25 protein-coding genes and 4 tRNA genes are annotated in these 23,969 nt (G+C 45.7%); 17 read left to right on the plus strand and 12 right to left on the minus strand.

Features of this window, described 5'->3' with window-relative positions:
- Nucleotides 1-7 precede the first annotated feature (7 nt).
- Together JW968_03380 and JW968_03385 are read right to left on the minus strand one after the other, a co-directional pair.
- Complete coding sequence (locus JW968_03380) at nt 8-1,015, minus strand: deoxyhypusine synthase family protein (GenBank protein MBN1385995.1); 1,008 nt, start codon at nt 1,013-1,015, stop codon at nt 8-10.
- Nucleotides 1,016-1,097: 82 nt separating this feature from the next.
- On the minus strand, nt 1,098-1,742 hold the full coding sequence (locus JW968_03385) for a hypothetical protein (GenBank protein MBN1385996.1): 645 nt from the start codon (nt 1,740-1,742) through the stop codon (nt 1,098-1,100).
- 144 nt (nt 1,743-1,886) lie between these two features.
- Between JW968_03385 and JW968_03390 the strand changes: the two genes are divergently transcribed.
- The 9 genes from JW968_03390 (at nt 1,887) to JW968_03430 (ending at nt 6,067) form a co-directional block, all read left to right on the plus strand.
- A complete protein-coding gene (locus JW968_03390) occupies nt 1,887-2,867 on the plus strand; it encodes an Lrp/AsnC family transcriptional regulator (protein ID MBN1385997.1) in 981 nt (326 codons plus the stop codon).
- A gap of 36 nt (nt 2,868-2,903) precedes the next feature.
- Nucleotides 2,904-3,275, plus strand: a complete 372-nt coding sequence (locus JW968_03395) for a hypothetical protein (GenBank protein MBN1385998.1) — start codon at nt 2,904-2,906, stop codon at nt 3,273-3,275.
- Between the two features lie 110 nt (nt 3,276-3,385).
- Nucleotides 3,386-3,614: transfer RNA gene (locus tag JW968_03400), tRNA-Leu, on the plus strand.
- A gap of 172 nt (nt 3,615-3,786) precedes the next feature.
- Entirely contained in the window at nt 3,787-4,032 is a 246-nt protein-coding gene (locus tag JW968_03405; GenBank protein ID MBN1385999.1) for a hypothetical protein, read from the plus strand.
- A 51-nt stretch (nt 4,033-4,083) separates the two neighbouring features.
- Entirely contained in the window at nt 4,084-4,473 is a 390-nt protein-coding gene (locus JW968_03410) for a hypothetical protein (protein MBN1386000.1), read from the plus strand.
- A gap of 145 nt (nt 4,474-4,618) precedes the next feature.
- Nucleotides 4,619-4,873 carry a hypothetical protein gene (locus JW968_03415; GenBank protein MBN1386001.1) on the plus strand — a complete coding sequence of 85 codons (255 nt, stop codon included), beginning with the start codon at nt 4,619-4,621 and terminating at the stop codon, nt 4,871-4,873.
- A gap of 155 nt (nt 4,874-5,028) precedes the next feature.
- A complete protein-coding gene (locus JW968_03420; GenBank protein ID MBN1386002.1) occupies nt 5,029-5,265 on the plus strand; it encodes an AbrB/MazE/SpoVT family DNA-binding domain-containing protein in 237 nt (78 codons plus the stop codon).
- Between the two features lie 17 nt (nt 5,266-5,282).
- Entirely contained in the window at nt 5,283-5,672 is a 390-nt protein-coding gene (locus tag JW968_03425) for a putative toxin-antitoxin system toxin component, PIN family (GenBank protein ID MBN1386003.1), read from the plus strand.
- 281 nt (nt 5,673-5,953) lie between these two features.
- A tRNA-Ile gene (locus tag JW968_03430) sits at nt 5,954-6,067 on the plus strand.
- Nucleotides 6,068-6,178: 111 nt separating this feature from the next.
- On the opposite strand, the gene JW968_03435 is transcribed toward JW968_03430, so the two are convergent.
- The 3 genes from JW968_03435 to JW968_03445 are packed head-to-tail and all read right to left on the minus strand — an operon-like array spanning nt 6,179 to nt 7,545.
- Nucleotides 6,179-6,538, minus strand: a complete 360-nt coding sequence (locus JW968_03435) for an HNH endonuclease (protein ID MBN1386004.1) — start codon at nt 6,536-6,538, stop codon at nt 6,179-6,181.
- Between the two features lie 55 nt (nt 6,539-6,593).
- Nucleotides 6,594-6,863 carry a hypothetical protein gene (locus JW968_03440; protein ID MBN1386005.1) on the minus strand — a complete coding sequence of 90 codons (270 nt, stop codon included), beginning with the start codon at nt 6,861-6,863 and terminating at the stop codon, nt 6,594-6,596.
- Nucleotides 6,841-7,545 (minus strand): hypothetical protein, encoded by a 705-nt coding sequence (locus JW968_03445; GenBank protein MBN1386006.1) that lies wholly within the window; start codon nt 7,543-7,545, stop codon nt 6,841-6,843. Before JW968_03445 ends, JW968_03440 begins: the two co-directional genes overlap by 23 nt.
- A gap of 180 nt (nt 7,546-7,725) precedes the next feature.
- On the opposite strand from JW968_03445, the gene JW968_03450 reads away from it, so the two are divergent.
- The 3 genes from JW968_03450 (at nt 7,726) to JW968_03460 (ending at nt 10,413) form a co-directional block, all read left to right on the plus strand.
- The gene (locus tag JW968_03450; GenBank protein ID MBN1386007.1) at nt 7,726-8,133 is read left to right on the plus strand and encodes a hypothetical protein; all 408 of its coding nucleotides are present in this window, start codon (nt 7,726-7,728) and stop codon (nt 8,131-8,133) included.
- Nucleotides 8,134-8,215: 82 nt separating this feature from the next.
- Nucleotides 8,216-8,818: a DUF2238 domain-containing protein gene (locus JW968_03455; GenBank protein MBN1386008.1), complete on the plus strand. Its 603-nt coding sequence runs from the start codon at nt 8,216-8,218 to the stop codon at nt 8,816-8,818.
- A gap of 50 nt (nt 8,819-8,868) precedes the next feature.
- Nucleotides 8,869-10,413: a PAS domain-containing protein gene (locus JW968_03460; protein MBN1386009.1), complete on the plus strand. Its 1,545-nt coding sequence runs from the start codon at nt 8,869-8,871 to the stop codon at nt 10,411-10,413.
- Nucleotides 10,414-10,490: 77 nt separating this feature from the next.
- Here JW968_03460 and JW968_03465 read toward each other — a convergent pair.
- The 3 genes from JW968_03465 to JW968_03475 all read right to left on the minus strand — a co-directional run bounded on the left by JW968_03465 (nt 10,491) and on the right by JW968_03475 (nt 11,978).
- Nucleotides 10,491-10,563, minus strand: a tRNA-Pro gene (locus tag JW968_03465).
- Nucleotides 10,564-10,751: 188 nt separating this feature from the next.
- Nucleotides 10,752-11,306 (minus strand): hypothetical protein, encoded by a 555-nt coding sequence (locus JW968_03470; protein ID MBN1386010.1) that lies wholly within the window; start codon nt 11,304-11,306, stop codon nt 10,752-10,754.
- Between the two features lie 249 nt (nt 11,307-11,555).
- Nucleotides 11,556-11,978, minus strand: coding sequence for a hypothetical protein (locus JW968_03475; protein MBN1386011.1), 423 nt, complete (start codon nt 11,976-11,978; stop codon nt 11,556-11,558).
- Nucleotides 11,979-12,057: 79 nt separating this feature from the next.
- Between JW968_03475 and JW968_03480 the strand changes: the two genes are divergently transcribed.
- Nucleotides 12,058-12,145 (plus strand) — tRNA-Thr (locus tag JW968_03480).
- A 109-nt stretch (nt 12,146-12,254) separates the two neighbouring features.
- Here the strand turns inward: JW968_03480 and JW968_03485 are convergent.
- A complete protein-coding gene (locus JW968_03485; protein MBN1386012.1) occupies nt 12,255-15,869 on the minus strand; it encodes a tetratricopeptide repeat protein in 3,615 nt (1,204 codons plus the stop codon).
- Between the two features lie 220 nt (nt 15,870-16,089).
- On the opposite strand from JW968_03485, the gene JW968_03490 reads away from it, so the two are divergent.
- The 4 genes from JW968_03490 to JW968_03505 all read left to right on the plus strand — a co-directional run bounded on the left by JW968_03490 (nt 16,090) and on the right by JW968_03505 (nt 20,908).
- Entirely contained in the window at nt 16,090-17,745 is a 1,656-nt protein-coding gene (locus JW968_03490; GenBank protein ID MBN1386013.1) for a hypothetical protein, read from the plus strand.
- A gap of 111 nt (nt 17,746-17,856) precedes the next feature.
- Nucleotides 17,857-18,591, plus strand: coding sequence for a hypothetical protein (locus tag JW968_03495; protein MBN1386014.1), 735 nt, complete (start codon nt 17,857-17,859; stop codon nt 18,589-18,591).
- A complete protein-coding gene (locus JW968_03500) occupies nt 18,588-20,417 on the plus strand; it encodes a hypothetical protein (GenBank protein MBN1386015.1) in 1,830 nt (609 codons plus the stop codon). Before JW968_03495 ends, JW968_03500 begins: the two co-directional genes overlap by 4 nt.
- A 20-nt stretch (nt 20,418-20,437) precedes the next feature.
- Nucleotides 20,438-20,908, plus strand: coding sequence for a metal-dependent hydrolase (locus JW968_03505; protein MBN1386016.1), 471 nt, complete (start codon nt 20,438-20,440; stop codon nt 20,906-20,908).
- 15 nt (nt 20,909-20,923) lie between these two features.
- On the opposite strand, the gene JW968_03510 is transcribed toward JW968_03505, so the two are convergent.
- The 3 genes from JW968_03510 to JW968_03520 form a co-directional block, all read right to left on the minus strand.
- Nucleotides 20,924-21,427, minus strand: coding sequence for a hypothetical protein (locus JW968_03510; GenBank protein MBN1386017.1), 504 nt, complete (start codon nt 21,425-21,427; stop codon nt 20,924-20,926).
- Nucleotides 21,428-21,446: 19 nt separating this feature from the next.
- Entirely contained in the window at nt 21,447-21,995 is a 549-nt protein-coding gene (locus JW968_03515; protein ID MBN1386018.1) for a hypothetical protein, read from the minus strand.
- Nucleotides 21,996-22,070: 75 nt separating this feature from the next.
- The gene (locus tag JW968_03520) at nt 22,071-23,924 is read right to left on the minus strand and encodes a nucleotidyltransferase domain-containing protein (protein MBN1386019.1); all 1,854 of its coding nucleotides are present in this window, start codon (nt 23,922-23,924) and stop codon (nt 22,071-22,073) included.
- Nucleotides 23,925-23,969 lie beyond the last annotated feature (45 nt).

Raw genomic sequence — 23,969 nt, forward strand, 5'->3', positions numbered from 1 at the left:
ATCCCACTCAGGATGCAAGGACATATGCGAAGATAAGCGGTGCAACTATCGTGGCATCTGACTCAATAACGAACTTCGGTGTATCGACACCAAGCTTGCCCCAAGTGATCTTCTCATTCGGGACTGCTCCGCTGTAGGAGCCATAAGATGTTGTGCTGTCAGAAATCTGGCAGAAAAATGACCACAATTGCGCGGGCCTGTTCAGCCTGGGCAGATCATGATTTATCAGCGGCACCACACAGATGGCGAAATCGCCTGCAATCCCCCCACCGATCTGGAAGAATCCGATCCCTGAGTCTTTTGAATTTTCCCAATACCAGTTCACCAGGGCATGCATGTACTCGAGCCCGCTCCTGACAGTGTCAATCTTAGTCATCTTATCATTCATCAGGATCTCTGAAACAAATGAATTGCCGAGAGTGGAATCCTCCCAGCCCGGCACAAAGATGGGCAGATTTTTCTCGCAGGCAGCAATGATCCACGAATCCTTCGGATCAATCTGGAACTTCCCTTCAAGCACTCCGGACCTGATGATATTATAGATGAATTCATGCGGGAACATCCTCTTCCCTGATTTCTCTGCCCTTGACCATTCATCCACAATCTCCCTGTCAATTACCATCATCGCTTCCTCTTCAGGGATGCAAGTGTCTGTGACCCGGTTCATCCCATTCTCAAGGAGCCGGAGTTCATCATCGGGTGTAAGATCCTTATAATCCGGGACCCTTCTATAATGATCATGAGCTACAAGGTTGAACAGATCCTCTTCAAGATTGGCACCAGTGCAGGTTATTGCGTGGACCTTGCCCTGCCTGATCATCTCAGCAAGTGTCTTGCCAAGCTCAGCAGTGCTCATGGCTCCGGCAAGGGTAATCATCATCTTATTGCCTTTCTTCAGCTGGTCCACATATCCCTTTGCAGCGTCTTTGACAACTGCTGCGTTGAAATGAAGGAAATTATTATCTATGAATGACTTAATGACCTTGAAATCAGCTTTTTTATTCTCAAAATCCATTTTTTCACCTCCCTGATAATTTTAATCAGAAAAAAACCTTTTTTTATAAATATTATGGTTTTTGATTGAATCTAGAAACAAACTATCTATTTTGAGAGATGTATTTCTGCAGATAAGCAGCAGTAGGGAACCGCTGGGCAAGCTGAGCTCTTTGAACATCATTCAAGTATCTAAAACCGCCAATAATCCCGTTGCACCTGTCCTGACGGCACCTGCATACGAACGGGGAGGCCATATCCATCTCAGTGGTCAGGTAATTGAAGCTGATTATCTCTCCCGGCAAAATAGCCCTCCTTGCCACCAGATTGTCTGTGTCGGGATCCACTATGCAGGTGGGGTCAGAGCAGCTGTGATCTATCGCTCCCCTGCCGACGACATGGACAGAGTCATCAATCTGCCTCGAATACCTCAGCGGCCTTGAGATCTTCGAGCCGGTCGCATAGGAAATCACTTCACCTTCACCGATGCGCGCTGTGGCTATCGTGGCCCTCCCTGTCTCAGGCCTCACTATGAATTCAAGGTTATGGTTGAGCGTGGCTGTCGCAAGGAATTCCGGGAACTGGTCGACGCTGTCGCAGCTGTTCAGATAGGCCTGAAGCCGGGGTGATATATGCACCACTCCATCCCGGATAACTGCCATGACAGCTGCTGCTTCAGCGGGCCTGCTGCCTGGCCAAATATCCCTATGCCCCTGTCCAGATTTCCTGTATGCGATCCCTGATGCCATGCTGTAATCCCCTGAATATCATTCTCCCTGAATTTTGGTAATTATTAACTTGAAAGTTGGAAAAATTTATGATTAATAATAAAATCGGTCAATTATTTTGTGAAAAAGAAAATTATTTATATCAAAAGTAAAAATATACAAAAAATGGCGGGTCTCAGGGATATCGAAAGGAAGGTCATCGCAGGACTGGAAAGGGATGCGAGGGCGCATTTCTCAAAGATAGGCAAGAAGATGAGGAAGAGCCAGCAGCAGGTGAGCTATACTGTGAACTCGCTTGAGAAGCAGGGCATCATAAAGGGCTATTACACAATAATAGACTATTCCAAGCTGGATGTGCTCCATTTCAGGGCATATTTCAAAGTGAGCTACATAAGCGAGAAGAAGATGGAGGAGCTTGCCAGATCCATGGCTTCAGAGCCCATGACATGCTTTGTTGCCACATGCGGCGGGGAATATGACCTCATTGCAACTTTTTTGGCAAAGAACCCTTCCCAGTTCAACAAGGCGCTCCACAAGATAATGGAGAAGCATCCCAGGCATCTGCAGAATTTCACAGTCCTGACGACAGTCGTGGCAAGAGGATCCGGAAGGAAGTACCTGTTCTCGAATACAAACACGCTCACAGAAGACATCTACGGCGGGGACAGGGAGGCTGAGAAGATCGATGAGCTGGACATGAGACTGCTGGAGAGGCTATCTGCAAATGCGCGTGAGAGCGCGCTCAAGCTTGCAGCAAAGCTCGGCACGACGTCAAAGACAGTGATAGAAAGGATCAAGAGGATGCAGGACAGGCTAGTGATAAGATCATTCAGGCCATTGCTTGACCTCCAGAGCGCAGGATACAAGAGAAGCCTCCTGACAATAAGATACCATAACATAACAGCAGAGAAAGAGAATGAGCTGATCAATTTCCTGAATGCCCATCCAAATGTGCTTCGCCTCTTCAAGACAATAGGCGAATGGGATGTGGAAGTGGAGCTTGAGGGAGAAGATGCGCAGAAGCTGAGGAAGATAGAGATGGAGATAAGAGAGAGATTCGCTGCACTGATACAGACCATCAGGATAATACCTCTCTATGATGTCCATAAGATAAACTATTTCCCAAAAATCCTGGAACAACATTAATAAACAGCAATATGCTCATTGCTGGCTTGACCTCAGATGAGTGACATATACATCCTGCTGATTGACAAGAACAAAGGGAACGGCTCAAATGGGAAGGGCGGATGCCTGGACCAGGAGCGCTTAGAGCTTGAGGCAGCTGGCTTCCGAGTAGGCGATTTTGTGATGTGCCCTGAAACGCTTTCTCTGTATGATATTGTCATAGCCAACCCGAGGCCTGAAAGCGTAGAGAAGCTCTCCTATTTCCATAGGAACCACCCTGAAGTGCCCTTAATCGTTTATGGGGGCCTTATGAAAGATAATGTGGAGATCTGCAGTATCAATAAAGACCAAGCAGGGGTTTATATACCTGTATTCTCTAGAATGGAAGATTTTGTTGCCTTTATACAGTCATTAGCGTATTATAACTAAATTTATAAATATGTTTTTTTCTAGTGCTGATTACCTATTGCGGGCAAGCGGAAATTATAAATTTCCGGGTCCGCAAAATTGAATATTAATACAAAAAGCTACTCAATTTTGCGGGGGTAGCAAAGCCTGGTCAATCGAAAATCGTTGATTTTCGGTGGTCTAAAATCTTCGATTTCAGACCAAATGCGCAGGACTCAGAAAAGGTCTTGCAAAGCGCAAGGCAAGAGTGCGAAACTTAAGACCGGCAGAACGCCGTTGAGAGATCCTGTCTCTTAGTGGGTTCGAGGGTTCAAAAGGCATGCAGAGAGATCTGGTGTCATGAGATTCCCTTCCCCCGCATTTTTTCTTTTATCATAAATGTTGAAGCACCTGAATCCGGGGGTTTAAGATCTGAACTTGCAATACTCGCAGTCTTCTGATTGGAGCCGGGCAGTCTTCTTTGAGTTTTCTGGAGATCTTCTGTATCCCCCAGCGAAAGCTTTAAATATTATTTATGTTATAAATATTATTTATGGTATCAATATCAGTCTCAGTGCCTGAAGAGCTCAGGCAGAGGATGGAGAAGCACCCTGACATAAACTGGTCAGCGGTAGCACGAAAGGCCTTTGAGGATCATGTAGAGAAGATAGAATTCTTCAAGAAACTGGTCAGCAAGAGCAAGCTCACAGAGAAAGACGCAAAGGAGATAGCTGATAAGATAAATGAGAATGTCGGCAAAAGACTTCTTGCGAAAATGAAGCAGAAAAAGCGGAAATGATACGGTTTTTTCTCAGTCAATAATATCAAGGCCTTCCTGATATCATTAGATATGAAACTTGTTGTTGATGCCAACCCTATAATATCTATGCTGATAGCAGAGAGTCCTGCCATTGATATCATCTTTGACAAGCGATTCGAGATCTTTGCACCAAGGCTGATACTTGATGAGATCAGTAGGAATATGGGTGTGATCAGGTCAAAAAGCAGGCTATCAAATATGGAGCAGATATTCAGGATGATAAAGAATGAGATCCAGCTGGTGCCTTCAGAGGAGTATGAATGCTGTGTTCCAGATGCCGAGCAGATATGCCCTGATCCCAAAGATATTGCTTATTTCGCTCTTGCACTGCATTTAGGGTGTGGTATATGGTCAAATGAGAAATGGGAGCAGAATCTTGTCAGAGTATATATGACACATGAGCTCATCTCAATGATCTAGAGTAATTGCAATACTTGCACTCTTCAGATGGGGCTGGCATTCAACATAGCGGAAGTGTTAGATGCGAAGGTGGATGAGTTGTTCTTTGAGTGAGATGAGGGTTTTAGGGATAAGATTTAAATATCTGTTAGGGGGTTGTGTGGGTATGAAAAAAGTGGAGAAAAAGCAAGTATGGATTTTCATGATCATCGGGTTGTTCTTAGTTCTCATGTGTGCATGGAGCCTGTATGATTATTATGTCAAAGGAGAGGTCCATGTCTCAGTATTTCCCATACCTCAGGCAATAGGCACTCCAGGTATGGAATATTTTGGGCTTGTGCTTGGAGGCCTGTTCATATTCATTTCCTTCATCTCCTTCGGTGATGTTGGAGCTAATAAGAGGAACAAGGAGAGATTATAATAGGCTTCTTAGAGCAGAACAAATACAACCCATCTTTGAAATTAGCATTTGATGTTGCGAAAGTGCTAGATGCGAAGGTGGATGAATTGTTCTTTGAGTGAATTTCCGCTTTCCTGAGCGATATCTTTAAATACAAGATATATCTTACTTATCTTATGATAGACATAGGCAAGGTGAGCTCAAGAGGACAGATCGCGATACCTTCAGAGATCAGGCAGAGATTAGACCTCAAGGAAGGCAACAAGATACTATTCATATTAGATGAAGATACATTGATCATGAAAAAAGTCACTTCTGAAACATTTTCTGCATTAACAAAACCATTACGGAAGAAGACCAAGAAGATTAAAGAAGGCCAAGTCAACAGACTGATACACAATCTCAGGAAATAGAGTGACTCTGGATACTAATGTATTGGTCTCAGGCATGGACAGGAGACTCATTCAGGATACTTGACTTGATAGACAGAAAAGAATTAAAATGCATCCTGTCAATGGAGATCATAAAAGAATATAACAGAGTGATGAGCAGCGGAGAGATAATAGAGAAATCAAGGAAGAACAATCTCAAGATATCAAACATAATCAGGAAAGTAATAATGAATTCTATCATTGTGGAACCAAAGACAAGAATAAACATTGTGGAAGACAAGGATGACAACAAGTTCATAGAAGCAGCAGTTGAAGGCAAAGCAGATTACATAATAAGCCAGGATAATCATCTATTAAAGATCAAAGAGTACAGGGGTATAAGAATAATGACTCCAAGGGAGTTCTTGGATGAGCTGTTCTTTGAGTAAGATTCAAATATCTTAACAGTACCAGAGGTTGGATGGAAAAGCTTTATATTGTGATGATAATTGCGGCCATAATATTAGCAGTCATTTTCTTAATATTACTTGCGATACCTCTTATCTATAAGTATGTTTAAAAAAATTCGAGTGAATGAGAAATATTCTCATTTTCTGTTTCTTATCCCAACATCTTTTCTCTGTAGTTGAATGTTTCTGATTTCTTAGAGAATATTGCAGATATTTCTCAGAAGGGCATAAGAAGGATCAAAAGAAAAAATAAAATATGCGCCGGCATTGGCTAACCGGTAAGCCGCAAGGTTGATACCCTTGTGTCCTTAGGGACTTCGGGGTTCAAATAACTTTCGGTTTTTGCCGGTAGTTTGGAATTACCCGTGCCGGCGCACATCATTATCATGAGCTGTTCTATAGGTGATCAGGTATGTAGTTGCGGATTTCGGAAAAATGCAGCCAGAAGCTGGTCCTGCATAAGATGCAGAGAGAATATACTCTACCTAATCTGACAATGCTTCTGTATCTAATCTGCTCTTTGCTTTATGGCATCTCTTGCAGAGGGTTCTGAGATTTGCTTTCTCGAATGGCTTGCCTCCCATCTGGATAGGGATGATGTGATCCACATCCAAGAGTTTCTTGTTATACCTCTTGTTGCAAATACTGCATCTGAACTCATCTCTTCGCAAGACGTCCAAACGTACAAAGAACCAAGTGTTGTTGCGATTGAACTCATCCATGCACTTCCTGGAGCAATAATGCCTGCGTCCCTCAGCAACAGCATTATCACAGTTCCTGCAGAGCTTATTCCCCTGACTATCAAACCTCTCAGGTGTGTCCCTGATTCTTGGATAGCGTGCCATGAAATAGTATTTCATGCTCTCTTTTTTAGATTTTGCGCTTTTGTCAGAAATAGGATCAAAGCTCGAACTCCTCTATGAACCCGAGGATCGATGAATATTTCTCAAGATAATTGAAGCCCTTGTCAGTCAGGGTGATATGCTCCCGGCCTTTGACTTTTATCTTCCTTATCATATCCTTTGATTCAAGCTCCTCGACATATTCAATGAAACTCTGGGAGCTCAGATTGGAGTAACGCAGAAGAGGGGTCGGCTTAATGGAATTGTTATGCTTCTGGATCACCCTCAAGATGTCGTATATGACCTTAAGCCTGTCTCTTTTTGCCATTCCCCGATAACCTCTTGCTGACCTTATAGTAGATGTAGACGAATATTGCCAAAGAAAGTATGTTCAAGGTGATTTTCATTGGGGATATGAAGAAATATTGGGCCAATGAAACAAGATTGATTATATAGAATACAAACAAGAAAAAATAAGTGAGGGTCATCTTTGAGAAAAATGAGATCCGCTTCTCTTTATGGCAGATGAATCCCTTGATCATTAGGAGCACGAGCATTATGAGCCCGAGCAGGACAAGGATGATCTGGAATCCTGCAAAGAAAGTCAGGACAGCAAAGAACAATGATATCAAGTGAAGAGTGGACTCCCAATCATCACCAACCTTGTCAGAGAACATCGATGAGAGCAGGGAAAGGATCGCAAGAATGCTGAAATAAGATACAAGGAAGAGACTAGTGCGGACGATAATCTGATATGTGCCGAAAGTGACCAACTGCTGATTGAATATCAGGACAATAGGGAGGATCCTGAAAAGGAAGACGACAGCAAAATACATGAATGCATTCCTGAAATACTTGATGCCTTTATGCTTTGAAAGGTCATAGGCATCCTTTGTCTTGAAATATATCAGAAGGCAGAGGATGATGACTGCCAAAGAATACACCAGCTCAATGCTGATAAACTCCAATGGAGGCATCGGAAGCTGCCTGCGGACCATCAATCGCATCATTTTCACTATGTCAGGATTCTATCCTTTATAAATAATATGGATTTCAGATGCACATTTCGGCTTCTTCCTGCTTAAATATGAGCATAGCCTTACATGTCTAAAAATGAGGCTGGCAGGATCAAGGTCCTCCCTCCTCCAGAGAGGTGAATCAATTGCCTCAAAATCAAAAGGTGAATGAAAATGAAAAAAACAACAATAGGATTATTGGCGCTCATGATTGTGGGAGTTGTTGCTTCAGCAGGAATCGCATCAGCCTTCATGGGACAAGGAATTGGAAAGCAGCTCAGCGATGAAGAGAGAGAAGCAATGCATGATGCAATGGAATCAGGGGATTATGATGCCTGGCATCAGGCAATGACTGATACGCTCACAGAAGAGAGATTCAACGAACTTGTTGAAATGCACGCCCAAAAGCAAGCAATAGAAGAAGCCATTGAGAACAAAGACTACGATGCATGGGTCAATGCAATGCAAGAGATGTTCGATGAAGAGCATTTTGACATGATGCAACGCCCAAGATCAAACAAATCAAACCCCGATGGTAGACCTCCTCTTGGCGGACCCATGCATCGTTGCTCTAATCAGTAAAATTAATCTTTTTTTTTTCAGGTAGCATGGCTGATGATCCAACTGCAAAAAATATTTAAACTCATGGATGAAAACATGGATAATGCTCAAGAAAGACCAGTGGCCCATCGCGATCTTCGCACTCCTGATGCTGATAGTGTACGGCATGATATTCTTCTCAAGAAAAAACTATGAATTCATAGGATACATAGTTGTTGTCGTCTTCTTTGCAGCGCTGATTGTCTTCACGAATGACAAGGTCAAGTTCCCTAATTTCGTGCTCTGGTGGCTGGCCATATGGGCGTTCCTGCATCTTTCAGGCGGCGGGATAAGCAGCGGGGGATGGAGACTGTATGACTGGATAATTGTCGATATTGTCGGCGAACCATACCTGATATTCAAGTATGACCAGTTTGTCCATATAATAGGATTCTTTGCTGCGACACTTGCGATGTACTATCTGATCAAACCTAAGCTGAAGCCGGATCACAAATGGGCTGCACTTGGCATAGTTGTTGTGATGGCAGGATTAGGAGCAGGAGCGCTCAATGAGATAATAGAATTCACAGCAACAGTAATGGTGCCAAGCACAGGCGTCGGAGGATATGAGAACACATCACTAGATCTTGTATCTGACATGATTGGAGCATTAATTGCATTCTTTTATATAAAATATAAAGAAAAACCCAAAATAAGTGCCAAATAATATAAATAAGCTAATCCCACTTTCTATATAGCTTTTTTAAGGGGGTTTGGATGGACAAGAAAGACACACCTTATCAGGGACTTGAAGGGAAAATAATCCCATTCGGCAAGCAGCCGGCTGATGGAATGAGATACCAGCCATTTGAACTATATGAACTAATGGCAAATGCCTCGTCTTCAGCCATGACACTCATAGAGCCTGTAAAAGGCGACTTCATCTACAGGGCAGCCAATGAGAGATTCCTCGAACAGCTCGGTGCAGAGAGCCATGAGGTCATAGGAAGCCCGCTATCAGATGTATGGCAGAGCTCATACTGCAATGTGAGAAACCATCTCATAACCGCAAGGACAGGCGAGAAAGTGCAATATGATGCCAGGTTCGCCTTTCCCAATGGCGCGGAGAGGCACTATGAGATCATCCTGCATCCGATAAAAGACGACAGGGGAAGAGTGATATACCTAATGGGTGAGATATCTGACATCACACGGCAGAAGATCCTTGAAGAGAGCGTGCAAAGGGTGCAGAGACATGAGCTCGAGGCAGAAGTCGCGCACATGATGGCGCATGATTTCAGGGGACAGCTCACTGCAATCATAGGCAATCTCGAAGTCGCAAGGAACTACGGGGATCCCCTAAAAATCAGGAGATGCATCGAGAATGCCTTCGAGGTATCCCTGCAGGCAGCAGACCAGGTGAACCAATACATGACAGACGCGACTGACAAAGGGAAAGAGGAAGAGGCAGACCTCAACAGCCTTGTCAGGAACAGCTTCAGGATAATGCAGGGTTTCAGGAAAGACATAACAATACATGCAGACCTCTGCCCTGATATCTGGGGGATAATGGCGAACCCGGTGAACATTAACAGGATGTTCATGAACCTGTACAAGAACGCATCAGAAGCCATGACAAGGAGCGGCGAACTGTTTGTGACGACGTGGAATACAGTGCTCGAATCAAGGCACATAACAGGATTCAAGGCAAGGCCCGGAGAGTATGCCGCTGTATCGATAAGGGATACAGGGCCGGGCATGGGGCCTGAAGTCTCAAAGCGTGCATTTGACCTGAATTTCACGACAAAAAGAGAGAAAGGGGGATCAGGTCTCGGATTATACTCAGTATTCACGATAGTGACGCAGCATCATGGCATGATAACCCTCAGCACAGCAGAAGGCAAAGGAGCAGAATTCACCATATGCCTGCCGGCAAGAGCGCAAGCCGCACCTGACAAGCCAGCACAAGGTCTTGTCATGATTGTCGACAAGAACCAGGAGACACTGAAAGGTGCAGCGAGATTATTGGAGGATCTGGGATACAGGGCCATCACTGCAGAGAACAATTTCGAGGCACTGCACGGGACACTGACAAACAAGGATGATATGGATGCGATACTCATCGAAGCGGACTTCGCAGGATCATTCACAGGAAGTCTCGTTGATTCACTGAAGCTGGCGACAACACCTGAAACTAGGATATTGCTTGCAGGAAACACTGACAGCCCAAGACGCGGCCGGCTGAATATCATAAAACCTTATACATCCATCTCCTTAAGAAAATTATTCCAGAAGGCACAAGAGGGTGCCTCTCAAGGATAGGCCCTTATTGATCACCCCTGGTCTGAATGGTGCAGAAATTGCTGTTCTATTGCCTCCAATCCAATTCGCTTTGCTGATGGGGTTGGGAGGATTTGAACCCCCATCGCCACCTCCCGAAGGTGGAATGATACCAAGTTACACCACAACCCCTTAAATACTTGGCTAACTAAAGCGGTCCGCGGGATTGCTAAATCCCGCTTGAACAGGGTGCAGCGTGACCTTACACGCTTATGATACCAAGTTACACCACAACCCCTTAAAGCTGTATATGGGAACGGGATTCTGACAATTATTATATAAATATTATGAAGAAAAAGGAGAAAAAAAGAAAAAATTAACTATATGTACCCCGGCCAGGCAGTCTCTCCGTAAGGAGTCGCTGAGACCCTGATCTTGCACTTGAGATCTCCGTCACCAGGCATGTTCAGATGAAGTGTGTCCATCTTCTTCATGTTATAGACCTGGTTCCCGCAGATAAGCTCGTACTTGGTGAAAGGATCAAATCCATACTTGTTCCAGGTAAAAGTATACCTCTCTCCTGCAGGCCCATTCGCCTTAACCACAAACTCCTTGACATCCTGATAGATCAGCGGATATCTCTTGTACTGCTGGGAGTATTTTCCCTTGTAATATATGTGGTCACTCGGATCCGCTTTCACATCCTCACCAGGCACATTTGCGTCATTGTAATGCCAGCTGACCCCGAAATATGTCGCTAACGGTGTGCCGCCATTGAAATAACCCCAAAGCATATTCATTGGAGATGACATTCTCTGGAGCCATGGATAAAAAACGCCAGGCGTACAGCCAGGTTGCTGAACAGCAGCCAATGCTGTTGGCACAAGCATCAGAGAAAGCAATCCAACAATTGCTAAAGCCAATATCTTTTTCATTTAATCACCTCATGGTGTTTTGTTAGTCAATCCCTAGTCAATTCCGCATCATTATATAAATTTTACATGTCTAGCCACAGTGGTTACAGACGATATCAAATTAACTTTCAAGTTACAAATCTGCTTCATCACTAAAAACAGGAAAAGGTTTTGGATACAGGATAGGCATCTATCAAGATGAACAAAGACAAGCTGAACAAAAACAGGCAGGAAGGGCTGAACAAGATGTGATAAGGGCCGGAGCGCTGATCATTGTCTGATATCTATGCTGACTTTCGAATTAAGGGGGATATCACCCTGCAGTTCAGCTGTTATATTGTAGATACCTTCGGGGATTCCAGAGCATTTGTTGCATGCCGGCGCCTGGTACTGGAAAAAGAAATCATTCTCCCCGGGCGATACCAGCACATCCCTCTTCAGATTCAGCCTGTTGATGCCTGAAAAAATCCCGTAGACACTCATGGTGCCATTGAATCCAAGTGTCGAGTTGACCTGGACAGAGATGTTCACAGTCTCGCCGGAATGATAGAGGCCCTTATCTGTGCTCAAAGACATCTCAGCATGAGACGGCTGTTCTGCTGTGCAGGCTGCGAGAAACAATGAGCATACGAGCAGACACAAAACATACAATGCTTCCGTGATATTCAAGGATAATGCTTTCATGACAGTCATGGATATCTAACCTTTTTAAATGGTTTTTGAATCTGATGGCACAATATTTAAAAAGGGGGTAGGAATCGTAGGCTTCAATGCCCCTGTAGCATAGCGGTTGGTGCGCGTCCTTGGTATAAACAGCCACAAAAAGGACGAGGTCGGGAGTTCAAATCTCCCCAGGGGCTTTATACTCCAGATCCGGATAAATCTTTCCCAAGTTTCTTTCTCAAGAATCTTTCATAAGAATCTTTCTCAAATATCCCAGATAAAGACATCATCATACAGGCGGTCATCTCACTTCAGTCTTGACAACTGTCGGGATACATCGGGCTGATTGGGTTTGATATTTAGAGATTTCTCATAATAGAGCCTCGCGTTGCCCACATCACCCATATCTTTGTAAATATCGCCCAAGACCCCCAAAGCCCAGTAATTATCAGGCGCGAGCTCAACTGATCTGGTCAGGCAATGTATCGCTTCCTCATACTCGGCCTGTCTCCTGAGAGCAACTCCCAGATGATGCCAGGCCCAGGGATTATTGCGATAATTATCATCATCCCTGCCGATCGATGCCCGGAAGAAACCGACAGCATCCTCACTGAGCTCTGATGAGACTTTTCTGTAAAGCTCATGGAACTTGAATACTAATGCCTCTCTTGATCTATCAGGAACATTCTTCAATCCCTTTATGAGGCTGTTCTCTGCCATGTCATAGAAACCTGTGTTGATGAAGAAATCGCAAGCTGAAGTATACCTCCGTGGATCTTCAGCGCCGTATACAGAAGTAATAATCAGGTCATAGACAGACTTGAGCTTCCCAAGATCAGAGGCAGTCCTTTCCAGGTTGCGTCTGAGGTCAGAGATGTCCTTCTCAGTCCTTGCAATATACTCAGGATCAATGCTTCCTGACCTAGTCTGGCGAGCAGCTTCTGCAGCGGCCTTCGCATTTGCGACCTCTTCCTCAAGGCCTGAAATCTTCTGGGTCATCTCCTCTTCCGTCATCCTCTGCTGTGCAAGATCAGCTTCAAGGCTCTCAATCCTGCTTTCCTTTGCCCTGTCTGAGCGCCTGTGACTATCACCCTGATCTTTCAGCCTGCTTTCCAGGAGACCCAGCTTATCAGAATAGACCCCATTCATCATCTCTACAGATGCTGAGGCACTGCTGCAAGCTGCAAGAAGCTCTGTTGCCTCGACATGCTCTGATGATCTTCCCACTTTGCCATAAGCTGTCCTTGAAACATCATTGATCCTCGATAGGGCGGCTTCGGCTAGATCCCTCTGCTCCTTAAGCTCTGATTCCAGCGTCCCCTTCCTGTCCAGGAGTTCCGCAATCTCTTCCTGATATGATCCTATCCTCACTGAGATGCGCCCAATGAGCTCAAGCATGGCATCCTTCCTCTGTTCATATCCACCATCAAGGCTGACATCATCAGCTGTTGCTCCGATACCTGAGAGTACCCCGACAAGACTTGCACTCACCTGATCATAAGAAGAGATTATCCTCTCCCTCAGCTTTTCCTCATCCTGCAATCTCTTCGCAAGAGATTCCTTTTCGCCTTTCTCCCTGCCAAGTTCTCTATCAAGGTCTTTCCTGTAGCTTTCAAGATTATCAGCCTTGGACCTGAACTGATCCCTCTCTGCCTTGACAGCATCTATCTCATTGTCAGCCATCTCAACCCTGCCCACCAGACGGCTGATGAGCTGTTCAAGCCTGGCGACATCCCGTGAATAAACAGTGTTGTTGACAGCAGAATTGACAACCATCCCTGAGACTGTCCTGCAAAGCTTCTGATACTCAGCAGGGGTCAGCCCGGCTGAATCGATAATGGGCTGCATCCTCGCAAGCACTATGCTCACATCACCTGCAAGCTCAAGGAATTCGGCATAGGTATCCTTCACATTTTCCAACTGCAGCTGCAGCTTCTCAAGCCTTCTCCTTTCTGCCTCGCCCTCATAATGGGTCGTGGGATTCTCGACCTCAAAAGCATACCTCTCCTCAAGCCTGTTCAGTCTTCTGTGTTCCTCATTGCAGATGTCATTCAGACGATTCTTGAATTCAGCAAAAGTATATGTGCCTGACATCAGAGTATGGGTGATGAGTGAGAAATTAGTGAGCCTCTGCTTCTTCTCGAGCCTCTGCCAGAGATCATCAATGACCCTCTTTGCTTTTGGCTGTGTCGAGGAAAGATAATCAAGGCGGTCGCCCAAGGTCTTCACCAACTGCACATCAGGCATCTCAAGGATACGGAAATCCCAGCCCTGACTGAGCGGGACACGCTCAAGATTGATGTAGCAGGCTGACACAGGAGAATGATGATCATCGACCTGACGCGCAATATCGATAAGGCGGTCAACCACAGCAGGAGACTTCTTCTTAGTCTCCAGTGCAATGACAAGATTCTCTACCAGAGAGGTATCTGAAGAGTTCCTGCCCTGCCACAAGCCAGGAGTGCCCGCAAGAATGCCTCTCGAGTAATCGACTGGGAATGCGATGTCATCAACGACAGGATCCTCATGCCTGCCGAGGCCCGGGGAATATGCCTGCTCATCCCTGGTATGGTGCGTCATCTTCCTGTCATAATCAAAAGTGGCAACCCTTCCTTGGCCTGCATGAGCGCCATTGACAAAACCATCCGGGGAAACCAGGATAATGTCAACTGAAGCTGAGACAACTGCCTTCCTGAGATCCTCTGACCTAAATCTTGAGATCTCCCTGGCAAGCTCAGCCTTTGCATCCTGTTCAGCATTGAGAAGCTCTTCAGGACTCCTTCCTGCATTTTCATCCTTGAGAGCACTTAACAAGCTGTCAAGATTTCCATTCGGCTCTTCAGACATATGCTCAAGAACATATGCCGCCATGTCCTCCATGTCTTTCTTATGCTTGGTCTTATCACCATAAATGATATCCAGCTGATCCCCAAATCTTGAGATCACATCATCTTTCCTTATCACTCCTGCGACAGATGAGATATTGTTCTGATATATCCTATTATTCTCAGAATACACCACATCATGGATCATCTCCATGACGACAGCGCTGAAATGTCTCCTGTAGTATCCCCTGAGGTCCACTGATCTGCCTGACTGCCTTAGGCCTTCGTGTGTGAGGACAAACTCAAAACGCCTTCCAGGATCATCCCTGTCAGAAATCGTGAACGGCCTTCCGTGCTCTGCGATGCCTGATTCCTTCGGGCCATCGCCGAAATCCAGGACATAATCCGGATGCATGCTGCGGACCTCAAAATGCCCGTCTGACCTCGCAAGTGTGGCGCCCACAGAAGGAGAATTCCCAATCGGCATAGAAATATCAGCCTGGCTGTTGTTGCCGAACCTCATGGAGGCGCTTGAGAGATAATCATCCAGCATAAGACGCTCCCTCAGGCCATCCTGCAATGCCTCCCTGATGTTGTCGACAATGCTGACTGCACTGATTTTCTCATCAGGTTTACCCTCCAGGCTGGCCTGGACATAGACAATCATGTTCGGGTGCAGAAAGCTGCTGTTGGACTGGAATCCTGGGAATATATAATCAGGTGCAGGAAGGGCGAACAGTGCCATATCCTCCAATGCTTTTGGGATATGATAAAGAGTCCTGGCACCGGCTGAGGCATTGATAAGAGGGCTGAGTTTTGCATCTACAGATTCAGCATGGTTGTGGTCATCCTGACTGACAGCTGTCATCGGCGCATCCTGTTCTGAAGATTTCGCCATGATCATGGCAGGTATCCCACGCAAGCGTTCTAGAGCTGACTTGCGGTCAAGCCTGCCAGTGTCAATCCCCAGAATAGTGAGGAAATCTTCGTCCAGCTTCATATCATGCTGAGTAGCGAACAGAGCCTCGATTATATCCCTCGGCCTTGTCTCTCCAAGATCCAAAAGAGCTGAAACAGGTATTCCTATATTAAACAACCCCCATTTATTTACTCGGGAGTGGTCTATATTATTTTAATCTTTCGTATTATAAATCTATTTTTTTACTATATAGAAATTTAATTTATATATAAATCTTGTCACTATAAATTCTGTTACTACCAAAAAGAAAAGAAAATATTTAAATATCATTTTGTAAACCCCTTTTTGAATGTCCCATCCGAAAAATGATCATGCGGAAACTAAAATTGGAACCAGAATGATGTTCCATCCTGCTATTCCCAGTCCCGGAAATAATGGGAGCAGCTGGGTTAGGGATGCAAGCAGGATCAGGGATGCATATACTGAAAGGGATACTGATATAATCTATCTTCCTGAATACTGGAGACAGAAAGGGCAGAATGTCGGCACAATCAGGCTGCCTGAAGCAGAATTCGACTGGCAGACAGGCCTCCCTGAAATGACAAACCCGCCCAGATCTGTTGACATATTCCTGATACATGACAGGCTGGTATCAAGCTCTCTCAGCGAAAAGATCGGTCAGGCCAGGAAACAGATCAGCCAAAGCACACTCGAGACACTGAACAGAAGGACAGAGGCAATCATCCGGCTGGCATCCGGCGAAATAAACGGAAGGGTGTATGACATAGTGGTGCCGGCAAACGGAGTCCCTGCAAGAAGATATGAAGGTAAGCTCGAGAATCTGGTTGATGCAGCTCTTGGACAGACGAATTCCATAGAGCATTTCTCAGGAATGATGATACAAACATTATCACGCGGGCTGCTACCAAGAGAGAGGGCAGAGCAGTACTTCGGCCTGGTGCCAAACACTGTGAATTTCACGACAGAAGTGCTCAGGGAGATGGACAGGGCTGCAAAGATAGACACAAGGATCACAAGAGGAGAATTCCTGAAGCTCAGCATAGGTACTGACATCGGGAGATACACTTGTGCTGACAGTGCAAAGCCGGCTGAAGGACCAAGTGATTTCCAGCCGGGCCAGCTTCTTCAGGATACTGGGGCTTATAGCAAATCAATATTGTCAAACATTGATGATATCAAGGTATCCATCAAGGAACCTATCGATGGATCCATCAATGGATCCCAAAGCAGAACAGTCAGGGCATATGCGATAGCCGAGCGCATCAGAGACATGGTGATAGATGAGATCAGGGCATATGACAGATATATAGTGTCGGCAAATCTGACTGAAAAAGCCCATCTTGCAGAGAACCTGAGAAGCCTGAAAAGAACAATAACATCAGAAAGGGAAGAGCTCGTGGGAATTAGTGATATCTCCTGCAAAGAAATATTCGACAACCTTGATAGAAGGATTGAAGCCAGATTACCTTTCTATATCCCCGCCATAACCAAGAAAGATGAAACAGGCACACCAATCCCGATACAATATGTCAGGAAGAGACCGACTTGGGTGTCACAGAAATTATCTGCTCTTGCAGACAGGATAAACCCAAAACCAAGGGATTATGACCGGATGATGAAATCTCTCTTTGACAGCACAATGGATAGTGCAATGGCAAAAACCCAAGAGGGATACAGAAGTCCGGGAGCCCAAAGAGTGATGGAAAAGGCACTCGGAAGAATCGAGCGTTTCGTCAACAAGCAGCTGAGCAGCGCATACAGAGGAGAACTGGATGCAGGGAGCATATCAAACCTGAGAGACTCCTTCATCAGGCATTATGAATCAGCAGTCAAAGATGCTCACTCTCTTGAGGGTCATGATATGATATGCCCAAATATGATATGCCCTGATTACGAGACCGGCCCAGCCAAGGAGATGCATGACAGGATCCTGAACAGGCTGGACCACAATGCGGAAAAATTCTCAGGAAAGAAAAGCATGAGATCAAGTCTTGCGAAAATGTTCAGGTCAGTGAGCGATTATCTGTCATAAAATCTCTTATTATCTGTTTATCGTATAACTTTTTATTATCTGTTTATCACAACACTTCTTATTATATATAATTGAACAACATTTATAAACCTATTTCAATTTTTTCTGCCTATGAAAAAAAGAGGACAGATAACACCATTCATAATCATGGGGATCCTGATATTGATACTGATGAGCCTTATCTTCTACATATCAAGCATATCCAAGGCAGGGACACTGCCCACAGAGCATGTCGAAGCCACAAGGATGCAGCTGAACACCCATATCCAGGAATGCGTTGAGATGGTGAGCGCCGATTCTGTGTATGTCCTCGGACTGCAGGGAGGATACATCAGCAGGCCTGAAAAAGTATTCTGGCATAACCAGATGGGCACAAGCATCCTCTATTCAGAGAACAAGACATACATGCCAACACTCCAGGCCATGGAAGCGAACCTGTCTGCCTATGTCGAGACCTTCCTCCCATACTGCGTCAATTTCTCATTTTTCCCAGGATATGAAATAACTGCTGACAAGGCAGATGTCCGGGTGCAGGCAGAAGACGGAAGAATCCTCTTTGACATCAACTGGCCCATAACATACAGCCAGGGCGGAACCTCAACCATGATATCCGAATGGTCAACACCTGTGCCGATAGACCTGAAGAAATTCCATAACATAACTGCCAGCATCGTGGTCAAGACACAAAAAGACCCTTCATACATAGACCATATCTTCCTGCTGTCGCACGCCATGAACATATCCTATTCTGTCTACAATAACACAGTTGTCTATGACCTCAGGGATGTTGCACTATACAAGGATGAGACAGACTATGTGTTCATATTTGCGGTGGAGACAAAATGAGCAAGGCTATGTCATCATTCATCTGGATGATCCTCCTGCTCATCATCACCCCTGTCTGCTTTTCGCAGTCTGATGGAGAAGGCAATGGTACAGATTACCCAGAAGACTGGGACACAGCAGCGATAATGGGAAACATCGGCGGAGCCAATACCTACCTCCAGCAGAAGGGATTCGATGTATCCATATCCGGATGCACGGACTGTGAGATAACAGGAGGGAACACGCTAATCATCTCATCAGGAAAAGCGAGCATAAACGGGAACCCTGTCTCTGCACCAGGCCCCATATCCTGCAGCCCTGACTCATGCACATTCGACGGCTCGTCAATAGGGAATATGAAGGGCGCCAGAGGAACACAGCAGGACGGCACCCTTTCCTTAGACTATGCGCGCATGGGAAACACTGAGATATACAATCTTGATGATGTCACCCAGAATCCTGATGGAACAATCCACGGATCATCCCTCGGAGGCTCTATGATACTCGGTGAAACCACTCTCCAAATACCATCTGACGCAGAAGTGATAGTCACAGAAGACAGGATGGGGGCCGACATCCCTGAAGGGAAATCACTGCAGAGCTGCGTATCCATGACTGACTGCACAGACTTTCTTTCTGAAGGACAACTGCTGTTCACCATATCATCTGAAGGTGATTATGTAGCATTCGGGGGAGGCAGCATAGCAAATGACCTCTTCAGATTCGAGCTCTTCGAGGAAGACCGCAGCTATCTCATTGACACATCAGGCAGGACAAGCGGGGCAGGTGTAACAGGAGATATCACCATATCCCATGAAGTGATGCTTGGAGATGGATTCATCTTCTCACAAGGAGAAGGCAAGGTTATCTTCAAAGAGACCCCGAGCGAGGGGACTTCTTCCCTGTCACAGCTGGTCGAAGATACAGGTCTTCAGGCAGGCAACAAGATTGTCGCAGGACTTCCCCCTGAATTCAGGATAGCAGCCCAACAGTATTCTACAGGTGTATTGCACGATAGCCCTTCATCTGAGGATACTGAAAGCGATCTGGAATCCCCTATCAGCCCTAATCTTGATGAGGACAAAGTAAGAGATGCATTCTACAAAGCACTGCAGAAAGAGCTGCTCGATATGCCTGAAATAAAGGGATTAAAAGAATCTTTTCTTGACAAAATTGAGCCTATCAAGATAAGTGTAGAAGAGATGTGGGCCGGGGATATCGGTCAGAAAGCGCTTGCAGGGTTCATAGCCACACCATACCTGCTCGGAAGCCTTTACCTCGGAGAAGAGCTCAATACAGGTGAGGCTGAATTCCTTGGCACAGCACATTCAGCCAATGTAAAACGCGTCCAGGATGGCATAGCCTTCACGATAAAAGGCCGTGAGTTGCCGGGAAAGACAATGGATTTCGATACAATCCTCAGCTGGAATGTAGCATACATGACATCCGGCCATTTCTCAGGGCAGTTGGTGATAAACACAGACATCGGGCCGGTCACAGTGGGATACAATTCCAACAACAACCAGATAATCAGCTCACTGAAAACACAAATAATGGGGGCAGATTCCCTATTGTCAGTAAGCTATTCAGAAGTCAGCAATAAGATGACCCAGCAGATGGACAACATGTGGATAGGGCAATACCAGATGAACCATGACAGATTCGGCGCCTATATCCGCGCAGCGATCCGTGAAGGCGATCCTGGGCTCGTATTCGGCATCGTGATACCACTCGGCGGCAGACCGAGCGGCATGCCCATGGAGCCTATGGGGATGAATCCCATGCAGCAGACGCTCGGAGGAGGATCAGGTCTGCAACCCCAGAGCGGCGGATCTCTCTTAAAATGAATGCACAGCACCATCTTGGGATGAACATAATAATTACATCTGCATCACTTTTCATTCTTGACAGTCTCGGCATGATTGATTTCTGGTCACTCAATATACTGCATCTAGTCATAGCTGTCTATGTGTTCAGCAACCTACCTGACATAGACAATGCCAACTCAAAGATGAGCTACACTTTCTTCCTTTTCTACATTATTTTCTTCATGCTCGGCCTCTCTGATCACAAGTCAAATCCGCTGCTGAGCATAGGAAAGATGATGCTTGCAATGCTCATGGGATGGTATCATGTGATGGTCATGGAGAAAGGGAGAAAACACAGGAAATTCCCACACACTTTCACATTCGGCATACTGGCCTCTCTTATCTTGTGGTTGTATACATCGCTTCCCATCGCATTGACAGGATTCTTCTGCTTCTTCCTGCACCTGCTGTTCGACAGGCATGTCAGTGCAGCATTAAGGAATGATATGCATATGTGGCTGAGAAAATGAAGAAGGGGTTCTTGTTCATCTATACTTGTGCATATTGAGATATGATTTTATCAGGCGTGCAAGAGTGTTGACGTCATCCACAAGGCTTCCTGTGAACTTGTCAGTGTATATCTTATAGATGAACTTGTCGAAAATGGTCCTGATGAAATAATATATTGCCTTAGATTCCCACCTGTTCTCATAATCAGTCTCCAGATACCCTGTGAAAGCGAACTCGACCTCGCCCTGATTGAGCCTGACCTTGACGCCGTCACGCTCCACCTCGACCTCCTTGACATTCGACATGGCGCATTCTATCTTGATAATATGCCTCGCATAATCAGTTATCTTCTTCCAGGGATAGAACTGCCACCAGATATGCTTGCCTGAAGGGGTCACCTGCTCAGAATTGGCCTTCTCGAACTTATCATAGTTCTTCTCCTCAAGCCAGGAATCCACAAGATTATAAAGCTCAGACATGTTGAAGAGGCCCTCATACCTCAGCTTCATCTTGTCGACAATAATCCTAAGCTCTACCATCCTGACCTCTTTTCTCGGCTCACCATCTTGTTATGTAGATGTTCGATGATGCCTCCATATTTAAAAATTTCTTTATTTCGCCATGCAGCTTGAGCATGATGTAGTATATATAATCCCCCCAGATGGTATCAATCTCTTTCTTGACAATGAACTCATTATAGAAATTCCTGACCTTCTCCATGAACTTTGAGGTCTCAAAAGCGCTCTTCCAGTCAAGCTCAAGGACACACCACATCTCAATCCTGATCCTCCCTTTCTGCATCTTGACCTTCCTGCCGTCCTTGATGACCTCGACATCCTGCATATCCCAGGCCTTGAACTGGACATGGATCTCAAAAGCGACATAGGTATCCATCCTGCGTCTTCCGAAAGCATGGTAATCCTCCTCTACACCTTTCGGGGTGGGCACCTTGTGCTTATACTTCTTCTCTTGATAAGCATATTGGTTCTCTTCCAGCCAGCTCTGTATGAGCTGTATCATGCCGGCAAGGTCAAATAGGCCTTTGTACCAGATGACATTCGGCCTGTTGACATGGCCCAGGTATCTCCAGTCTATCCTCTGTGACATGGAGAAGATTATTTAAATATGGATTTATAAAGGTATCGGTGGGGAAGAAGAGAGATTAAAAACAAAATAAGAATCTCAGTAAGAGATCATTATCTCCACATCCTTGCCGAAAAAGGCTTTCAGGTTCTCAAAGATAGGCTCCTTCAGGAAGACCCTCTTCGGGATGACAGCGCCAGCAAGATGCTTCTCAAATTCCTCAATAGAAGACTTATGCGTCGTGCCCAGGCTTCCGTCATCCCTTATCTCAGCCTTGGTTATCTCCTTCTCCTCATGATCTATGTCATGGATGATGAAGGCAACCCTGTCGAGCAGGATGACCTCTCCATAACGGCTGCCGTGCTTCACCCTTATCCTGGCACGCTCAAGCTCAAGGCCCCTCCTCCTCTGCATGTGCTCGACCAGGAACTTGATCAGATCAGAAGAGGTCTTGCGGACATTCTCTACCTCTGCCTTTGTCAGCTTTCCGGCATCATAGTCCTTCTTGGCCTTCTCCACATTCTTGAGCATCCTCAAATACTTCTCCGGGACTTTGCCTGTATGCACAAGCTCATCCTCAAACACCCTGACAGCGTCGATATCCTTGACCTTCTCAATGTGCTCCATCTTCAGGATGTCCCTGATTATCGTGACACAGCTCTCATAGATGTGGACCATGGATTCCTCTTCCTTTATCTTCTCGATCTGGGTGAAGAGACGCCTTATCCTCTTGAGATATTTCTGGGCAGATTCAAGCAGCTCGTCGACCTCCTTGCCGGTGATCTCTTTCACTTCCCCATGCTCAATATCCTTGTAGTATTTCCTGATCTTCTTCAGGATCTCGATATATTGGGGCTCGAGAAGCTTCTCCTTCTTCACAAAGATATCCTCGAGCAGCTGGATGGTCTCATTAGGTGTCGGCGGGGGAAGCCCGAAAAGCATGATAGCAGCCTGGGTCGGAGTCAGGGTGGCCCAGTATATATCAGCCTCGACAATCTCCTTCAGCCTGAACTTAATCCTCGAGATCATCTGCTCGCCTGTTGCCATGAACATGTCGATGGCCTCGCTGCTCGGCTTGATCTTGCCCATCTTGAGCAGCTGTTTCCAGGGCATGAACATGCCCCTGTCATACAACGGAACACCATCCCTCAGCACAGTGAAGATGACAGGATTGGCCTCCTTGATTGAATCCCAGAAATCAGTCAGTATATATACCTGGATATTGAGCTTGTTCTTGATGCCGGTTATCTCGCCAGCCTCAATGCCCATCCCGATTATTATTGCGCGCAGCTTGTCCTTGAGCTCTGCCCTTGTCATGCGCTTAACATCTGTATCATCAATTATGATGGCGACATCGATGTCAGACTTGGGCGTGGCCTGGCCCCTTGTCAGGGAGCCGAAGAGGACATAAGAGACGATGTATTTCTCGAACTTCTTCAAGACCATTGTCCTGTGTATCTCAGCAATCTTTATCGCAGCGAGCATGCCCTTGTCGAATACAGGCGCAGAGATGGCCATCAGGGAAAGGAGATCATACTTCGCATCATAGCAGCTCTGCCAGAGCTCACTTGTTATGAGGACCTGGGGCACAAGATTCTTGTCGATATCCTGCGCTATCTTGTCGATTATGGTAGAAAGCTTTGACTTCAGCTCACCCTTTGACATCTTCTTCGAATCAGAATCATCAACAAGGACCATCAGGCTGACCTGATCCTTGTTATAATCCTTTGGCTGAGGCTGTCCGGGCTGCATCTTTGGGGGAGGCAGGAGCGAGATGCCAAGGACATATTTATCAAACTTCTCAAGAACCTGTTTCTGGAACTTCTCCATCTTGTCCTTCAGCTCCTTAAGCTTCTCCTGGGTCTCCTTAGGAAGATCCTTCAGGTTAGGGATCTGTGGAGGGGGGTTTTGTGTATTGTCTGCATCCTTCTGATTATCATCTTTCTTTGCCATACTATCACCTGCAAAAGTCAATACACCCATACCTATTTTTAAACT

Source organism: Candidatus Woesearchaeota archaeon (assembly GCA_016928155.1).
In the GTDB taxonomy this organism is placed as follows: Archaea; Nanobdellota; Nanobdellia; order Woesearchaeales; family JAFGLG01; genus JAFGLG01.

Bases quoted from the DNA above. Each gene is read 5' to 3' on its own strand.
- JW968_03495 (MBN1386014.1), top strand. From the start codon at position 17,857: ATGAAAAAAAGAGGACAGATAACACCATTCATAATCATGGGGATCCTG.
- JW968_03440 (MBN1386005.1), bottom strand. From the start codon at position 6,863: ATGGCAAAAAGAGACAGGCTTAAGGTCATATACGACATCTTGAGGGTG.
- JW968_03460 (MBN1386009.1), top strand. From the start codon at position 8,869: ATGGACAAGAAAGACACACCTTATCAGGGACTTGAAGGGAAAATAATC.
- JW968_03455 (MBN1386008.1), top strand. From the start codon at position 8,216: ATGCTCAAGAAAGACCAGTGGCCCATCGCGATCTTCGCACTCCTGATG.
- JW968_03450 (MBN1386007.1), top strand. From the start codon at position 7,726: ATGAAAAAAACAACAATAGGATTATTGGCGCTCATGATTGTGGGAGTT.
- JW968_03415 (MBN1386001.1), top strand. From the start codon at position 4,619: ATGAAAAAAGTGGAGAAAAAGCAAGTATGGATTTTCATGATCATCGGG.
- JW968_03470 (MBN1386010.1), bottom strand. From the start codon at position 11,306: ATGAAAAAGATATTGGCTTTAGCAATTGTTGGATTGCTTTCTCTGATG.
- JW968_03385 (MBN1385996.1), bottom strand. From the start codon at position 1,742: ATGGCATCAGGGATCGCATACAGGAAATCTGGACAGGGGCATAGGGAT.
- JW968_03445 (MBN1386006.1), bottom strand. From the start codon at position 7,545: ATGATGCGATTGATGGTCCGCAGGCAGCTTCCGATGCCTCCATTGGAG.
- JW968_03405 (MBN1385999.1), top strand. From the start codon at position 3,787: ATGGTATCAATATCAGTCTCAGTGCCTGAAGAGCTCAGGCAGAGGATG.
- JW968_03490 (MBN1386013.1), top strand. From the start codon at position 16,090: ATGATGTTCCATCCTGCTATTCCCAGTCCCGGAAATAATGGGAGCAGC.
- JW968_03390 (MBN1385997.1), top strand. From the start codon at position 1,887: ATGGCGGGTCTCAGGGATATCGAAAGGAAGGTCATCGCAGGACTGGAA.
- JW968_03515 (MBN1386018.1), bottom strand. From the start codon at position 21,995: ATGTCACAGAGGATAGACTGGAGATACCTGGGCCATGTCAACAGGCCG.
- JW968_03500 (MBN1386015.1), top strand. From the start codon at position 18,588: ATGAGCAAGGCTATGTCATCATTCATCTGGATGATCCTCCTGCTCATC.
- JW968_03395 (MBN1385998.1), top strand. From the start codon at position 2,904: ATGAGTGACATATACATCCTGCTGATTGACAAGAACAAAGGGAACGGC.
- JW968_03420 (MBN1386002.1), top strand. From the start codon at position 5,029: ATGATAGACATAGGCAAGGTGAGCTCAAGAGGACAGATCGCGATACCT.
- JW968_03380 (MBN1385995.1), bottom strand. From the start codon at position 1,015: ATGGATTTTGAGAATAAAAAAGCTGATTTCAAGGTCATTAAGTCATTC.
- JW968_03425 (MBN1386003.1), top strand. From the start codon at position 5,283: ATGTATTGGTCTCAGGCATGGACAGGAGACTCATTCAGGATACTTGAC.
- JW968_03505 (MBN1386016.1), top strand. From the start codon at position 20,438: ATGAACATAATAATTACATCTGCATCACTTTTCATTCTTGACAGTCTC.
- JW968_03475 (MBN1386011.1), bottom strand. From the start codon at position 11,978: ATGACTGTCATGAAAGCATTATCCTTGAATATCACGGAAGCATTGTAT.
- JW968_03435 (MBN1386004.1), bottom strand. From the start codon at position 6,538: ATGGCACGCTATCCAAGAATCAGGGACACACCTGAGAGGTTTGATAGT.
- JW968_03510 (MBN1386017.1), bottom strand. From the start codon at position 21,427: ATGGTAGAGCTTAGGATTATTGTCGACAAGATGAAGCTGAGGTATGAG.
- JW968_03520 (MBN1386019.1), bottom strand. From the start codon at position 23,924: ATGGCAAAGAAAGATGATAATCAGAAGGATGCAGACAATACACAAAAC.
- JW968_03410 (MBN1386000.1), top strand. From the start codon at position 4,084: ATGAAACTTGTTGTTGATGCCAACCCTATAATATCTATGCTGATAGCA.